A 15,568-nucleotide genomic window follows, 5' to 3' on the forward strand; every position below is an offset into this window, starting at 1 on the left:
GACGATGGACGATAGGCTGGTGCTCGAGATCGACGATCTCGAAGTCGACGTGCTGACCGGCATCTACTCGGAGGAGACCCATCTCCCCCAGCCGCTGCGCATGAGCATCCGCGTGCTGCTGAAGCATGCCGATCACTACGAGCCGGACGCGCCGCTCAGCATGTCCAAGAATTATATGGACCTCAAGCACGCCGCGACCACCGCGCTGACCCGCGGCCAGCATTTCACCCTGATCGAGGCAGTGGCCGATCACATCATCGACACGCTCTTCCTGCAGGACGAGAAGGCGCTGCACGTCACGGTCAAGATCGTGAAGCTGGCGCTCTCCGAGCGGCACGAGAAGATCGGCATCACGCTGGGACGCTGGCGGAAGTGACCGATGCATGCATGTGGATGCTGCGGTAGCCGCAGCGAAGCGGCGAAGAAATGAGACGCTGTTCTCATCGCTGGGTCACGCCCAGTCTGTGCTGAGAGCCTAGCACTATGTCTACGACCATGTGCGGTCGCACAGCGGGATAGCTGGGCTGACGCCCGCCGATGCCGCCAGGCGGCTTGTGCGACACCGCCAGACGGCACCATGACCAAGTTTTCTGCGTTGTTCAAAGGTTCAATCACCGGCACTAGACCTCGATGAAATCGATAGCCGAAAAATGAGAAAATCTCATCTTTTACTGCAAAGAATAGTGAGTATATAGGATGGATTCGCTGGATCGGTGGGGAGGGGAATTTGCTGGATGTGCCGATAAGCCGAGGGCAAATCGCGCGCCAGTTCCTGAGCGCGGCGAAGGGCGTCCTGCTGGATTGGGATGGTTGCGTCGCTATTGAGAATCGCGTGTTGTGCTCGGCGAAAAAGCTGATCGAGCAGCATGCCGGTCGCATCGCGATCGTTTCGAACAACTCGACTCATGTCTCGGCAGATCTCGCCGCCGTCCTTGCAAGACATGGCCTGGACGTGCCGGAACACCGCATTCTGCTCGCTGGTGTGGAGGCGATCCGGCATGTCTCAGCGCGGGGAGCGAGACGTGTCATGATGATCGGCTCGCCGAAGGTGAGACAGTTCGCGCGTATGCAGGGCATTGTCCTGGTCCGGGAGAACGCCGACCTTGTCGTTCTCGCCCGCGACGCCCGTTTCACCTATGCCAAGCTGGAGCGGGCGGCGAATGCTTTGCAGCGCGGGGCCGATCTCGTGGTGGCAAATGTGGACCGCACACATCCGGGCATCGGGAATCGACTTGTCCCTGAGACCGGCTCGCTACTGGAGGCATTGCTGGCCTGCGTCGACGGCGTCCGGGACAAAATGCGGGTGATTGGCAAGCCGGCGCCCCTGCTCTTTGAGCTGGCCTGCGAACGACTGTCCGTCACACCGGGAGAAGCCGTGATGATTGGCGACAATCCGGAGACCGACGGCGAAGGTGCGAGGCGCGCCGGCATCCACGCAATCCTCGTCGGCGGTGCATCGCCGCTCCGGCTCGAGCATTTGATCGAGCCGTCTGTCTGACCTAGAAACGCTTGATCGAAAGGACGTCGAACGTCTTCTTGAGGACGTCCGTGGCATGATCATAGTCGACCAGGGCAAGGCCGGCAATAAGTGCGTCGACCACGCAAAGCTGCGCGATCCGGCTGGTCATCGCCTCGGTCCGGAAGCGCGTCTCCCGTGCCATGGTGAACAGGACGACGTCGGCGAAGGCCTGTATCGGCGATCGCGCGAAATTGGTGATGACGATGGTTTTCGCGCCGGCCTCCTTGGCCAAGCGCGTGGCGGCGACCGTCTCCAGCGTCGCGCCGCTATGCGAGATGGTGATCGCCGCGACATCAGGTCCGCAGCGCGAGGCGCTGATCGCCTGCACATGGCTATCGGTAACGGCGCGCGCATCGATGCCGATGCGCAGCAAGCGATAATGGGCATCGTCGGCGATCGGAGCGGACGAGCCGATGCCATAGACCTCCACACGCTTGGCTGCCCGCACGACCGACACGGCCTGCGCGAGCGATTCGGGTTCGAGTACGGAAAGCGTGTCGCGCAGTGCCTGAATGCCGGAATGGAAGACCTTGCGGCAGACAGTGTCGATGTCATCGTCCCGATCGAGATCTTCATGGATGAACTGGACTGGCTGGACGATCTCCTGGGCGAGGCTGAGCTTCATTTGCTGGAAGCCGGAGAGGCCGATGCTGCGGCAGAAGTTGATGACACTTCCCTCGCTGACACCCGTCGCTTCCGAAAGTTCCGTGACCGACATGCCGACGATATCCTCCGGCCGCTCGAGGATGAACTGGGCGATCCGCTGGGCGCTCCGCGCCATGTTGGGCTGCGCGACGCGAATTCGGGTGAGCGCGTTGTCGACGGGGCGCGTATCGGTCTGGTTGGCCCTGCCCTTTTGGGCGTCGTTTCGAATCGCCATCGTCGTCCTCATCCCCTGGCGTCCGCATCCTCTCTCAGCAGGGCGGCCGCATAAATTGAGTTTCGCTCAATAGGATGTGAGCGGCCTCAAAGCCAGCAAAATCAGGCTCATGCGTCGCCTGAAAACTCATATGATAATGCGATATGCTCATTTTAAATGTCAAAATTATATGAGTATTTTTCATTTCTCTGTCACATCGACTCCCTAGAGGAGGCTCGTCCACGGCAACCGATCAATGCCCTCCGCGCCGGCAAGGTGCGGCGGAATCATCAGCGATGCCCGTGAGAAGACGAACCATTCCTGGGGGACGAACCGTGACCAAGCGCTCTTATCATCCACTCGCCCATGTTCTGGCGGTCCTGTCGGTAGCCGCGACATGGTCTGGCGGTGCCGCCCATGCCGCCGATGTCTCGGAAGCGGCGGATGCGGCCGAAGGTGGCGCCACGGATCGCGACGCGATCATCGTGACCGGCCAGCGTGTCGAAGTCTCGCGCACGGCCGACGAGGCAGTCCAGTTCGGCAATTATGTCCAGATCGTCGGCGCGCAGGAAATCGAGGCAAGCGGCGCGAGCAATTTCGCGGAGCTCGCCCAGTTCCTCATCAAAGGCGCAAACGTCGGCTATTCGCCGGACGAGGGCGAATATACCATTCGTCTGGACGGCGGCGGCGACCGCGACACGCTTGTCGTCCTCGACGGCGTGCCGCTTTACGATCGCGGCCCGGCGCTGGAGGAGATCTGGGGCACCACGACCATCGACCCGCATATGATCGAGCATGTCGAGGTCTTTCGCGGCGGCAACAGCCTCTTCTTCGGTTCCAACGGCGGCATCGGCGTCGTCAGCATCGTGACCAAGCGGCCGGACGGCAAGAACGGCGTCGAGCTGGGAGCATCCTACGGCTCGTTCAATTCGCGTGAGCTGTGGGGTGATGCGCGGGGCACACTCGACAAGGAAGGCCGCCTCAGCGTGATGGTTTACGGCAGCGTCCAGAACACTGACGGCCCGCGCATCTTCAATCCCGCCGACTTCGTCGACAATGTGAAGATCGCCGGTGGCGTGCAGCCCTATCCGCTCAACCGCAACAATGTCGGCGTGAAGCTACTATACGCTCCCACCGAAGCGACCGAGCTGCGCCTCAACGGACAATATACCCAGATCGAGTTCCAGGACGCTTTCCCGGACAACGAGACCTATTCGCCCAATCGCGTGCGCTACCCAATCATCGACGGCAGCCTCGCTCACCGCTGGTCGGACAAGCTGCTGACCGAATTCTCGGCCTATTGGAGCAACCCGAAGCTCAACAATACCGAGACCTATGCCGAAATCTGCCGGCAAGTCGCGGGCTGCATCAATCCGGACAATGGCAAGGCAGTGGCCTTCGGCGTCGCGACCGGCCGCTCCATTGCCTATGACTATAAGGGGTTTGGAGCGGCCTCGAAGGTCAGCGGATTCATGGAATATGGCCTCAATTTCCGGAACACCTTAACGCTTGCCGATATCGGCGAAGCGGTCCTTGGTATCCAGCGCGTCGGCTATCGCAACGACTCAGACCCGGTGTTCAAGATTTCCAACAAGTGGAACAACACGACCGGCGTCTATCTTGACCTGCGCCCCAAGCTTCCGTTCAGCCCGAACACGAACATCAGCCTGGCCGGCCGCCTGGATTTCTCCAAGGCGTTCGACAGCAAGTTCATCTGGAAATTCGGCATTCGCCAGCCGATTGGTGATTTCTACGTCCGCGCCAATGGCGGCACATCCTACAGCCTGCCGAAGACCAACGAGCTGTTCATGCAAACGGTGACGCAGGTCGGCAATCCCGACCTCAAGCCGGAATCGACGAAGACCTTCAACGCCGCGGCCGGCTTTGCGAAACTGCTGGGTGACGTCAATGTCAGCGCCGAACTGGGCTGGTTCCATACCGACATCTCGCAGCGCATCCAGTCCACGTCGGGCCTGACGCCAAACACCTATTTCAACAATACCGCACTCACCCAGATCCGCGGCCTTACCGCCGACTTCAGCCTCTCGATCGGCAAGCAGTGGTCCTTCACCAGCAGCTTCACGCGACAAAAGGCGCATCTCAAGGGCTCCGACCTGCAGATCAACGAGACGCCGGAATATATGATTCAGGGCACAGCGGCCTGGAATTCGCCTGATCAGCGTTTCCACATCAGCCTGTTCCCGCGCTACCAAGGGCCGGAATATTCGACCGGCGGACCCAACAACAAGTTTCGCCACAATTTCGGCAATTATTTCGTGATGAACGGCTCGATCGCCTTCTGGGCGGGCGAGGAACGCCAGCACCGCTTCCAGCTCCGCGTCGTCAACATTTTCGACAAGCTGTATGCAGAGCGCTACGGCTACGGAAACATGCGCTTCAGCCAGGCCGCCGTGCAGGGCAAGCTCAAGACCACGGACGATGCTTATTATTACGGCTATCCTTTCGAGGGCAAGCCGCGCAGCGTCTTCTTCTCCTACCAGACGAACTTCTGAGGAATGCGGGAGCGACGTCTCGGCGCCGCTCCCGCCGACAAGCCGATGAACCTCGTCGCCCCTCTGCCCATCCATCGGCACCTTTCATCGCGCTGTCACGCCGAACGCCTAGCGCTCGGCGTGATTGGCGCCGCGCGCCGAGGGTGGAAGGAACGATGATGAGGATAGGCTTGGCTTTCGTGGCGCTTGCAGCACTGGTGGGCCTGTCGGCCTGTGCGGGGAGCAAGCCGGACACTCCCCCCCTCAAGGTGCTTCTCATCCCCGCGGATGGCGGAACGGAAAGCGGCACGCTGGCGGATTATCGGCCGCTGTTCGCCGCGGTCGGCAAGAGCGCGGGCCTCGATTTCGATCTCAAGGTCGCGCAATCCTATGGCGCCGTGGTCGAGGCGATGTGCAACGGCACCGCGGACATCGCCTTCGTCGGACCGGTGACTTACCTGCAGGCAAAGCAGCGCGGCTGCGCCGAGCTGCTGGCCGTCGCGGTCAAGCATGGCCAGTCGGTCTATTATGCTGGCCTGTTCGCCAGGAAAGACGCGCCCATCCACACCATCGGCGACCTGCGCGGCAGGGATGTCGCCTTTGGGGACGTCAATTCCACTTCGTCTTTCGTTTTTCCGATGGTGATGCTGCTCGATGCGGGCGTCGATCCGGTCAAGGATCTGCGGGCGATCCGGCTGACCGGAAGCCACGCGAACAGTCTGGCCGCGCTACTGGAAAGGCGGGTGGATGCCGCCGCCCTTTCGTTCGACTCCTATGAGAAGGCCGTGCGCGAAGGCGTGCCCGGCGCGACCGAGGTCGCCGTCGTCGCCCGCAGCGAGCCGATCCCCTATCCGCCCCTGATCATGGCGAGCCGCCTTTCCCCAGCGCTCAAGGACAAGCTGCGGAAGGCCCTTGAAGCAGTGGCAAAAGCACCCGGGATCAAGCCCGAGATGATCCGCGGCTATGGCGGCGCGCAGGTTGACGGCTACAATGCTCATTTTCCCGCCGAGCGCTTCGATGGCGCTGCAGCCAAAATGGCGCTGCTCAGCGATGCGTTGAAGGGTGAAATCCTCAAGAAATCCTCGGAGCGGTGAGCGCCATGGGGATGGACATCCGCTTCGAGGGCGTCGGCAAGGTCTGGCCAGATGGCACGCGTGCCCTTGCAGATATCGATCTTCATGTTCCCGCTGGCCAGTTCTGCATCCTGCTGGGACATTCCGGCGCCGGCAAATCGACATTGCTGCGGATGGTCAATGGCCTGGAAACGCCGAGCGAAGGCCGCGTGCGCATAGCCGGCGAACCGGTGGACAAGCGCTCCCTCCCCGCTCTGCGCCGCCGCATCGCCATGGTGCACCAGCATTTCGGCCTCGTGCAGCGCGCGAGCGGCGCTGCGAACATGATGGCCGGCGCCCTGCCGGCGATGCCGTTGTGGCGCGTGCTGACGGGCCTCTACCCACGTGCAGTCCGGACGCGGGCTTGTACCCTGCTTCATGCCGTGGGCCTGGAGGAGGCACATCTCGCGCGCCGCGCCGAACGTCTCTCCGGCGGTCAGCAGCAGCGGCTCGGCCTGGCCCGCGCCTTCATGCTCGATCCGGCCATCATCCTCGCCGACGAGCCGGTCGCGAGCCTCGATCCTGCGCTCGGCCACGAGGTGCTGGAGTTGCTGCGTGTTCAGGCGCGCGAGCGCGGCACGACCGTCCTGTGCAGCCTGCACCAGATCGATCTCGCCCGCGCCTTTGCCGACCGCATCGTGGCGCTGCACCGCGGCCAGGCGATCTTCGACGGCCCGCCGGCCAAGCTGGACGAACGCGACCTCGCCATAATCTATGCCAAGCGCGACGGCATCGAGCCAAGCCAGCCCGCGATCCTGCGAGCGGCCGTATGAGGGTGGCCGCATCCCTGCCGCCGGAGCGCTGGCACTTCCCGCAGCCCTATGGCGTGCGCAGCCTCCTCGTCCTGATCGCAGCGATGGCGCTGCTCTTCTACACAGGCCAGCGCGTCGAGGTCGGCCGCATGGCATCGCTGGTCGGGTCGGGCCTCCTCGCCAAGACCGGACTGGTCGAGGCGCCGGAGACCGGCAAAGGTCTCGACACCGTGCTTGGCCGCCTCGTGCCGATCCAGCTTGCCGATCGGCAGGAGGTTTCGCGCATCGAGAATTTCGATCCTGACCGCTTGCCGGCCTTCGCCTATCTGGAGGAAGTGCGTTCAAGCGAGCGCACGTTGAATCCCGCCACGCTCAAGCTCGAAGCCCGGCCGGTCATGAAGACCTATCTGGTCCAGCCACTGGGCTATGCCGCCCATATCGCCATCAAGACGCTGGAGACTCTGGAAATCGCGCTCTGGGGCACGATCATCGCTGTCGCGGCCGGCCTGCCGCTCGCCATGCTTGGCGCCCGGAACATGATGCCGCTGATGCCGGTGCGCACGCTTGCACGCGGGCTGGTCGGCTTCCTGCGGGCGGTGCCGGAACTCATCAGCGCGCTCTTCCTCGTCCTGGCGTTCGGTTTCGGGCCGATCGCCGGCTTCCTCGCACTTGGCTTGCATGGTGCCGGCGTGCTCGGCCGCTTCTTCGCCGACGAGATGGAGAATGCCGATGTTCGGCCACAGGAGGCCCTTGCCGCGATCGGCGCAGGGCGCCTCGCCATCTGGCGCATGGCCATTCTGCCGCAGGTCATGCCGCATCATATCGCGAGCACGCTCTACATTCTGGATCGCAATGTCCGCATGGCCACGGTGATCGGTCTCGTCGGAGCCGGCGGCATCGGGCAGGAGCTCAAGGGCCGCTACGACATGTATGATTACGGCCATGTCGGCACGATCCTGCTGGCCATCTTCCTGGTCGTCCTGCTGCTCGACCAGATTTCGGTCCGCTTGCGCCGCCGCTTCCTGTGATCCTTTTCTGTCTCACCTCCCTGAGGAGTTCGGTTCCATGACCATGAATAGTCGCCGCGATTTCCTGAGAGTCATGGGCGCACTTGGGGCCTCGGCCGCCACGCCCGCCAGCATTGCCCGTGCGCTCGCCATTCCGGCCAAGCGCTCGACTGGCACCATCAAGGACGTCAAGCACATCGTCATCCTGATGCAGGAGAACCGGTCCTTCGATCATTATTTCGGCACGATGAAAGGCGTGCGGGGCTTCGGCGACCCGCACACGGTGCCCTTGCCCGGCGGCCGCTCGGTCTGGGAGCAATCGAACGGTGCGCGCACGCTGCCGCCCTTCCACCTCGATACGGACAAGACCAACGCGATGAAAGTGCCCGGGACGCCGCACAGCTTCTCGGATGCACAAGCCTCCTGGAACCAGGGGAGCTTCGGCCTCTGGCCCAAGTTCAAGACCGACTATTCGATGGGTTATTACCGACGCGAGGACATTCCCTTCCAGTTCGCGCTCGCCGAGGCGTTCACCATCTGTGACGCCTATCATTGCTCGATTCCGACCGGCACCGATCCCAATCGCATCGTATTCTGGTCCGGCTCCAGCTTCGACCCGGCTGAATGGTCGAAGGGGCGCAACTGCCGCGACGACAAATCCGAGCCCAACAATCTGCGCTGCTGGATCAAGGGCGCGCTGCCCGAGCCCGGCTACACTTATGCCGGCAACGCACTTGAATGGCCGACCATCCCCGAAGTGCTGGAGGCGGCCGGCGTCGACTGGCGCATCTATCAGGACCCTAATGACAACTGGACCGGCGCCATGCACGGTGGCCTCGCCTTCAAGGGCTTCCGCGAGTGCAAGCCGGGCTCAGGTCTCTACGAGCGCGGCATGCGCGAATATTCGCTCGCGCGGCTGGAGCAGGACGTGAAGGACGGTACGCTGCCTGCTGTCTCCTGGGTGCTACCCCCCAAGGAGTGGTCCGAGCATCCCTCGGCCTCGACTCCGATCGAGGGCGCCGAGTTCACCGCGCGGGTGCTCGACGCGCTGACCGCCAATCCGGATGTCTGGGCGAGCACCGTCTTTTTCCAGACGTTCGACGAGAATGACGGCCTGTTCGACCATCTGCCGCCGCCCGCACCGCCCAGCTACAATCTGGACGGCACGCTCGCAGGCAAGGCGACCTTCGATCTCGGCGGCGAATATTTCGACGATCATCTCGATCAATATACCTCGCATGACGACAATGTGACCGGCCCGATCCGTCCTTGGGGTCTCGGCCCGCGCGTGCCTATGTATGTCGTCTCACCCTGGAGCAAGGGCGGCTGGGTGAACAGCGAGACCTTCGATCACACCGCCGTCGGCCGCTTCATCGAGAAACGCTTCGGCGTCACCATTCCCGCGATCAGCCCCTGGCATCGCAAGATGTGCGGCGATCTCACCAGCTGCTTCGACTTCAGCATGCAGGGGGACCGGACCTTCCCGCCGCTGCCCGATGCCACAGGCTCTGTCGCCGCGCTGGCGAAGCATCTCGAGCGTCCCAAGATAATGCCGCCGCGCACGCAGGCAGGCATATTCCAGGAACAGGGACTGCGCCGGTCTCGCGCGCTGCCTTACGTCCTTCATGTCGATGCGGTGTCGATAGGGGACATGCTGTCGCTCCGCTTCGTGAACGAAGGCGCTGCCGGCACGACCTTCCATGTCTATGACCATCACCACCTGGACCGATTGCCGCGGCGCTACGCCGTCGAAGCGGGCAAAAGCCTTGAGGATGGCTGGCAGCGCGAGCCGGACGGCAGCGCCGATCTGCTCGTGCTCGGCCCGAACGGCTTCATGCGCGCCTTCCGCATCGAGGGGACCGGCATGCTGCCCGCCCTGAGCGCGCGCTACAACATCAAGGGCAAGGCGCTCGAGGTGACGGCGACGCAGGGCAGCGCGACGATCGGCCAGCTCACGCTCGGCGAAGACCGCTATGGCATCAATCCGCCTGGCACGCTCGCCCTTGCTGCGGGAAAACCCGTCCGCGCGCTCTGGCCCGTGGCCCGGAGCCAGGGCTGGTACGATTTCGCGATCGTCGCCCCCGGCATGGCCATTCGCCTCGCGGGCCGCCTCGAAGATGGCAAGCATGGCGTCAGCGACCCCCTGATGCACGTCTGAGGCCTTCGCTATCCGAGCGCTGAACCATCGGCCAGCTGCCTGCTCCTCCGGCTCTTTCTCATCTTGAATATAGCAGCATGCGGTAAGCCGCGGCATCCGTCGTTGCTGATAGTGTGACCTTTGGGCAATCCAGACTGCCGGTATGGCACGTAGGTTGCGGCCGTGTCAGGGGACGCTGGCGCGCCGAGCCTCCGCGACAATCGCCTTGCCATCCTGCGCCGTCAGATAACGGCTAGCAACCAGCTCTTCCACACTGACACTGACTTTTGCGACATAGTCTTCGTGTGACGGATAGAGTGCCTTGAGCACCGCTGGCTCGATCGGCTTCTCATGCCCTGCAATTCTGCAAAATGACTGTCCGGTCGAGTTACCGTTCCACTGACTGGTGGGCGCGTCCAGATAGGGAGTTCGAACACCACCAACCACATTGCCATATTTGTCGGTCTCGGGCGCGCCGCCGACGAGGCGAATCGCCTGCCCCGGCGGGGGCGATATGCCTTTTTCGACCCAGCTTTCGAGATTATGCAATATGGCGTTTAAGGGATAAGCGCTGGGAAAGCGGCTGCGCGGGCCCTGATCGCAATTCATCGGCGGCACGTCGCGACCGGCCTTCTGGATATCGACGGGCCGGGCAGAATAGAGCAGTTCGTCCGGCGTTGCATGTCCCGATCCGGAGATGTCGTAATATCTGAATGGATCGGCCCGATTGTCGGAATCAGGGCGCCTTTGGCTAACGGCCTGGAGATAATCCGACTGGCTCATGACATGCATGACCGGTACACCGCTGGCGGCGATCGTGCGGCGACGACGCGGATCACTTTCGGGAAGGGGTGCGGCGCACTGATTGATCGGGATCGGGTTGACGGCGACGACGATCATATAGCCGTCGTACATCGGCTTGCCGTCGTCGTGAATGACACGAGGCTGCACCGCATCGATATATGTGATGAGATAGGCTCCGGTCTGGGAGTAGCCCCATCCGTAGAGACGTTTGGCTTTCGATGCGCCTGCACCGTAGCGGAAGGGATTGGACGGCGCCGAACTGCGCAACCAGGCGCCCAGTTGGGTATAAATGTCCCAGACCAGTCCCGTCTCGGTTTCGCGCGTATCGCCGCTGCCCTCCCGGACCGCACAATTTTTCGGATCGTCGAGGGGCAGCGGATTCTTCCAGGAGATGGCCGCGTAACGCTTCGGATCGAAGAGCTTCAGCGGGAGGGCGGCGACGGGCTTGGCGGTGATGCCGACCCACGCATCCCCGTTTCGCATGATCTCCTCGCGGTGCATCGCCCAGCCAATGTTCAGATCGAACTTGTTGCTCGGATTGAGCATCTCGACGATCACTCGCCCACTGAATTTGGCGCGGTCGCCTGGCCGGCGAATGAGCACGCGCGTCGTGTATGGGTTGTTGGCGGATCGGATCACGGCCGGGCCGGGCGCGGGCCAGTCATAGACATTTGCCGTTCCGCTGACGAGCCGTTCTTCCTCGACATAGCCCCGTTCACCCAGCGCCTCGGGAACAGTCGTATAGTTTGCGCTGCCGAAGGCATGTGAGGCGGCGCTTTCCGGGATGGGGACCGATACAGAGGGAAGGGGCGTTCGCGCCACTAGCGGGCTGGCTAATGACAGGAGAAGCAGTTTGATCAGTGCCTTCATTGCGGTTCTCCCCGGGGAAATCAGAGTGGAAAAGGCGCTCTTTTGATGCGCTCAACGTCATCCGCGATTGTCTTCATAAACTCGAATGCCTGTTAGGATTTAAGCGTCAGAGAGTTCTTTGAACCGCGGCATGCCATCCGGTGACCTGCGTTTGGCGACGCGACGCGTCCATCTTCGGCTGAAAGCTTCGCTCCCGCGCCCATAACTCAGCGATGGCCGGCAAATCCGGCCACACGCCGGTTGCTAGGCCCGCAAGATAAGCGGCACCCAGCGCGGTCGTTTCGATACTCGCCGGGCGCTCCACCGGCGCATCCAATATGTCAGCGAGAAACTGGCACAGCCAGTCATTGGCGGCCATGCCGCCGTCGACCCGCAGCGCGGATGTCGCGGCGCCCGAGTCTGCGCGCATCGCGTTGACGAGATCCATGGTCTGGAACGCCACCGACTCCAGCGCCGCCCTCGCGAGATGCGCGTCCGTCGCATCAAGCGTCAATCCGCAGATCAACCCGCGCGCATCGGGATTCCAGTAAGGCGCGCCGAGGCCCACGAAGGCGGGAACCATATATATATACCATGATTGTCCGGCACGCGCGTCGCCATGTCGTTCGTCTGCGAGGCATGTGTGATGATTTTCAGGCCATCGCGCAGCCACTTCACCGCCGCACCCGCGACGAAGATCGAGCCTTCCGACGCATAGGTCATTTGCCCGCCGAGCCGGTATGCGGGCGTCGTGAGCAGGCTGTTCTTGGAAATCACCGGTTTCTCGCCGATGTTCATCAGCATGAAACAGCCCGTGCCATAGGTGGATTTGGCCATCCCCGGCTCAAAGCAGGCCTGGCCGAACAGCGCGGATTGCTGGTCGCCGATCATGCCGGCGATCGGGATCGAGCGTCCCAATATTTCCGGCGAAGAATATCCGAAAACATGGGCGCTGTCGTGGACTTCGGGCAGAAGCGCTGCGGGCACGTCGAATATCTTCAGCAGCTCCTCGTCCCATCGCTGCTCCACGATGTTAAACAGCAATGTTCGTCCGGCATTGGTCACATCGGTCGCATGTATGGCGCCGCGCGTCAGACGGGAGAGCAGGAAGGTGTCGATCGTTCCCAGCGCCAGGTCGCCGCGCTGTGCGGCGACGCGGGCGCCCGGCACATTGTCCAGAATCCAGGCCGCTTTCGTGGCCGAGAAATAGGGGTCGATGAGCAGGCCGGTCTTTTCCGTGATGATCGGCTCCAACCCGCGCTCCTTCAAGCCCGTGCAAATATCTGCAGTCCTGCGGTCTTGCCAGACGATCGCATTGTGAATGGCGCGGCCCGTCGATCTCTCCCATATGACCACCGTTTCGCGCTGGTTGGTGATGCCGATCCCGGTAATGTCCGCCACATCGATCCCCGCTTGCTCGACAGCTTCGCGCAGGACGATGACCGTGTCGGACCAGATGTCCTCGGGATCATGTTCGACCCAGCCGGATGCAGGATAATGCTGCCTGAACTCGCGCTGCACCGTTGCGATTGCACGAGCATTTGCGTCAAAGACAATGCACCGGCTCGACGTCGTCCCCTGGTCGAGCGCCAATATGAATTTTTGTCCGGTCATCTTGGATATCCTCTGGTCTGCAGGGATGATGCGCACTCAGTTGCCGTTGCCCGGGAATTTTTGCCGCGCGGGAAGAAAGGGGCGGATCATCCACTGATACATGGATGCGCCGACCACGCCGCCGCAGAGCGGACCGGCGATGGGAACCCACCAATATTGATCCGGTGCCGGGAATGCCGAAGCGCCCCAGCCCATCAAGTAACAGAAGATACGCGGCCCCAGGTCGCGCGCCGGGTTCAGAGGCCAGGCCTCCAGATAGCCGGCGGATGCGCCGATCGTCGCCACGAGCAGGCCGATGATCAGGGCGCTTGCATTCGCCTGGGGCGCGGAGGTGTTGAATTCCTCGGTGATCGCGAAAATGCCCAGGAGGAGGATCGCGGTCAGGACGATCTCGTTGAAGAAGGCGCGGATCGGGGTAATCCCCGCGCTGGCATGGGTGAAGAACACGCCTGCCGCGCCGCCGGCTGCCCGATCGAGCCCATGAGCAAGATTGAACGCGTCGATGACCGGCTCGAACATCAGAAAGACGATCGCCGCACCAGCAAATGCCCCGGCTGTCTGTGCCAGCCAATAGGGGATGACCTTTGCCTTGGGAAATTTTCGATAGATGAGGAGCGCCAGCGTCACGGCAGGATTGGCGTGGGTGCCTGAGACCGCGCCTGTCACGTAAATCGCGATGGTGACCGCAAGCCCCCAGGTGATGCAGACGCCCCAATAAGCGGTTTTGTAGGGGCTGGGATCATAGAGCGTATACATTGCGGCAGCCGAGTTCCCGATCGTGATGATGATCAGGACGGCAATGAACTCCGATATGAGTTCGCCGACAAAGGCTTTATATCGCAACATTTTCCCCTCCACATGCTTCTTATTGCCTGGCTGTCTACGCGGCTTCCTTGAGATACCGGTCCAGCCGACCGGTTTGTTTTTGAGAGAGATGCAGCCCCAGTTTGGAGCGCCGCCACACTATGTCGTCGGCTGTTCTGGCCCACTCCCGACGGATGAGATACCTCACCTCGACCTCGGTCAGTCCGGCGCCAAACTGCTCTCCCACCTCATTCCGGGATCTCGCATCGCCGAAAATATCCCAGACCAAACTGCCATAACTGCGCGCCAATCTGACATGGGTCTGGGTATCGAGGAAAGGCAGCTTCGCGCTGAGCCGGGACGTCAGCCCCTCCAGACCGCCAGCGCCCAGATCGCCTCCAGGCATCGGGGCGGATTTCGTCCAGGGCCCCTGAAGGCCCGGCAGCGAAGTCCTGACAATGTTCAAGGCTTCCTCGCCAAGCGATCGGTGCGTCGTAATCTTTCCCCCGAAAACCGAAAGGACAGGCGCGCCATCCTTTTGTGTCTGGAAATCGAGCACATAATCCCTGCTTATGTCGGACGGATCGCCATTCGCGTCATCGTACAGAGGGCGTATTCCGGCGAAGCTCCAGACCACGTCGCTTGGGGAGATCGGCCTGCGGAACCAGCGGTTCACCGCCTCGCACAGATAGTCGATCTCTTCGGGAGAAGCCGATACCTGATCGAGAGGATCGAGCTGCTCGACATCCGTCGTGCCGATGAGGGTGAAGTCAGTTTCATAGGGAATGGCGAACACGATACGACCATCGGGATTTTGCAGCAGAAAGGCATGCTCGCCCTCGAACAACCGCCGGGTGACGATGTGGCTTCCCTTGATTGTCCGCAACGCGCCCCTCGCTGAGATGCCGATGTCGCCCAAAAAGTGGGTTGCGGCGGCTCCGGTGGCGTTTACGAGCACGCGGGCGCTTACATCGAGGGACTGCTCATCGTTCTGCACATGCGCAGTCCAGTGGGTCGGGCCGCGTTCGATTGCCGAAATCCTGGTCCGCGCCATGACCTGCGCGCCGCGGCCGGAGGCGTCCTGTAAGTTGGCGATCACCAGTCTGCTGTCGTCGCCCCAGCAGTCCCAATAGGTGAAGCCTCGACCCGACGGGTTCATCAGGGGTTGCCCGAAGCCATCGGCCGTCAGGCGGCAAGCGCGCGATCTGGGCAGGCTCCGGGAGCCGCCCAGAATGTCATAGAGAAAGAGGCCGGCCCGCATCATCCAGGCTGGCCGCATCGCCCCGTCATATGGCAGCACGAACTGAAGCGGCCTGATCAGATGTGGAGCCGATCGTTGAAGGATATCGCGTTCTCTCAGCGCTTTGCTGACCATGCGAAATTCATAATTTTCGAGATAACGAAGGCCGCCATGGATCAGCTTCGTGCTCGCAGAGGAGGTGTGGGCGGCAAAGTCGTCCTTGTCCACGAGCAATGTGGACGCGCCGCGGCCGGCAGCGTCGCGGGCGATCGCCGCGCCGTTAATTCCTCCCCCGACAATCAGAATATCAAACTCTTTCATGTGCGGCAGCTTCTCCGGCTGCGAAAAACGAAAGTCAATATGTTTCGATATGTTCGTT

At 62.1% G+C, this 15,568-nt stretch carries 11 protein-coding genes and 1 pseudogene; 7 read left to right on the top strand and 5 right to left on the bottom strand.

Features of this window, described 5'->3' with window-relative positions:
* The first annotated feature begins 4 nt into the window (after positions 1-4).
* Together KK488_RS17685 and KK488_RS17690 are read left to right on the top strand one after the other, a co-directional pair.
* A complete protein-coding gene (locus KK488_RS17685) occupies positions 5-376 on the top strand; it encodes a dihydroneopterin aldolase (protein ID WP_214625026.1) in 372 nt (123 codons plus the stop codon).
* Positions 377-736: 360 nt separating this feature from the next.
* The gene (locus KK488_RS17690) at positions 737-1,498 is read left to right on the top strand and encodes an HAD-IIA family hydrolase (RefSeq protein ID WP_349356928.1); all 762 of its coding nucleotides are present in this window, start codon (positions 737-739) and stop codon (positions 1,496-1,498) included.
* Position 1,499: 1 nt separating this feature from the next.
* Here the strand turns inward: KK488_RS17690 and KK488_RS17695 are convergent, their stop codons facing one another.
* On the bottom strand, positions 1,500-2,399 hold the full coding sequence (locus KK488_RS17695) for a MurR/RpiR family transcriptional regulator (protein ID WP_214625027.1): 900 nt from the start codon (positions 2,397-2,399) through the stop codon (positions 1,500-1,502).
* A 314-nt stretch (positions 2,400-2,713) separates the two neighbouring features.
* Between KK488_RS17695 and KK488_RS17700 the strand changes: the two genes are divergently transcribed.
* The 5 genes from KK488_RS17700 (at position 2,714) to KK488_RS17720 (ending at position 9,899) form a co-directional block, all read left to right on the top strand.
* Positions 2,714-4,891 (top strand): TonB-dependent receptor plug domain-containing protein, encoded by a 2,178-nt coding sequence (locus tag KK488_RS17700; RefSeq protein ID WP_349356925.1) that lies wholly within the window; start codon positions 2,714-2,716, stop codon positions 4,889-4,891.
* Between the two features lie 158 nt (positions 4,892-5,049).
* Positions 5,050-5,964, top strand: coding sequence for a phosphate/phosphite/phosphonate ABC transporter substrate-binding protein (locus KK488_RS17705; protein WP_250890647.1), 915 nt, complete (start codon positions 5,050-5,052; stop codon positions 5,962-5,964).
* A 5-nt stretch (positions 5,965-5,969) separates the two neighbouring features.
* A complete protein-coding gene (locus tag KK488_RS17710) occupies positions 5,970-6,755 on the top strand; it encodes a phosphonate ABC transporter ATP-binding protein (protein ID WP_250890684.1) in 786 nt (261 codons plus the stop codon).
* Between the two features lie 2 nt (positions 6,756-6,757).
* Positions 6,758-7,762 carry a phosphonate ABC transporter, permease protein PhnE gene (gene phnE / locus KK488_RS17715; protein WP_349356926.1) on the top strand — a complete coding sequence of 335 codons (1,005 nt, stop codon included), beginning with the start codon at positions 6,758-6,760 and terminating at the stop codon, positions 7,760-7,762.
* A gap of 37 nt (positions 7,763-7,799) precedes the next feature.
* Positions 7,800-9,899: a phosphocholine-specific phospholipase C gene (locus tag KK488_RS17720; protein ID WP_214625031.1), complete on the top strand. Its 2,100-nt coding sequence runs from the start codon at positions 7,800-7,802 to the stop codon at positions 9,897-9,899.
* Between the two features lie 165 nt (positions 9,900-10,064).
* Here the strand turns inward: KK488_RS17720 and KK488_RS17725 are convergent, their stop codons facing one another.
* The 4 genes and pseudogenes from KK488_RS17725 to glpD form a co-directional block, all read right to left on the bottom strand.
* Positions 10,065-11,552, bottom strand: coding sequence for an alpha/beta hydrolase domain-containing protein (locus tag KK488_RS17725; RefSeq protein ID WP_214625032.1), 1,488 nt, complete (start codon positions 11,550-11,552; stop codon positions 10,065-10,067).
* A 106-nt stretch (positions 11,553-11,658) separates the two neighbouring features.
* Positions 11,659-13,145, bottom strand: a pseudogene (gene glpK / locus KK488_RS17730) (glycerol kinase GlpK).
* Positions 13,146-13,181: 36 nt separating this feature from the next.
* Positions 13,182-13,991 carry an MIP/aquaporin family protein gene (locus KK488_RS17735; RefSeq protein ID WP_214625033.1) on the bottom strand — a complete coding sequence of 270 codons (810 nt, stop codon included), beginning with the start codon at positions 13,989-13,991 and terminating at the stop codon, positions 13,182-13,184.
* A 34-nt stretch (positions 13,992-14,025) separates the two neighbouring features.
* Positions 14,026-15,510 (bottom strand): glycerol-3-phosphate dehydrogenase, encoded by a 1,485-nt coding sequence (glpD, locus tag KK488_RS17740; RefSeq protein WP_214625034.1) that lies wholly within the window; start codon positions 15,508-15,510, stop codon positions 14,026-14,028.
* Positions 15,511-15,568 lie beyond the last annotated feature (58 nt).

Origin of the sequence: Sphingobium nicotianae (assembly GCF_018603885.1) — a bacterium.
Taxonomy (GTDB): Bacteria; Pseudomonadota; Alphaproteobacteria; order Sphingomonadales; family Sphingomonadaceae; genus Sphingobium; species Sphingobium nicotianae.

What these genes read in the sequence shown, in the direction of transcription:
- KK488_RS17685 (WP_214625026.1), top strand. Translation starts at nt 5, where the DNA reads ATGGACGATAGGCTGGTGCTCGAGATCGACGATCTCGAAGTCGACGTG.
- KK488_RS17695 (WP_214625027.1), bottom strand. Translation starts at nt 2,399, where the DNA reads ATGGCGATTCGAAACGACGCCCAAAAGGGCAGGGCCAACCAGACCGAT.
- KK488_RS17705 (WP_250890647.1), top strand. Translation starts at nt 5,050, where the DNA reads ATGAGGATAGGCTTGGCTTTCGTGGCGCTTGCAGCACTGGTGGGCCTG.
- KK488_RS17710 (WP_250890684.1), top strand. Translation starts at nt 5,970, where the DNA reads ATGGGGATGGACATCCGCTTCGAGGGCGTCGGCAAGGTCTGGCCAGAT.
- KK488_RS17720 (WP_214625031.1), top strand. Translation starts at nt 7,800, where the DNA reads ATGACCATGAATAGTCGCCGCGATTTCCTGAGAGTCATGGGCGCACTT.
- KK488_RS17725 (WP_214625032.1), bottom strand. Translation starts at nt 11,552, where the DNA reads ATGAAGGCACTGATCAAACTGCTTCTCCTGTCATTAGCCAGCCCGCTA.
- KK488_RS17735 (WP_214625033.1), bottom strand. Translation starts at nt 13,991, where the DNA reads ATGTTGCGATATAAAGCCTTTGTCGGCGAACTCATATCGGAGTTCATT.
- glpD (WP_214625034.1), bottom strand. Translation starts at nt 15,510, where the DNA reads ATGAAAGAGTTTGATATTCTGATTGTCGGGGGAGGAATTAACGGCGCG.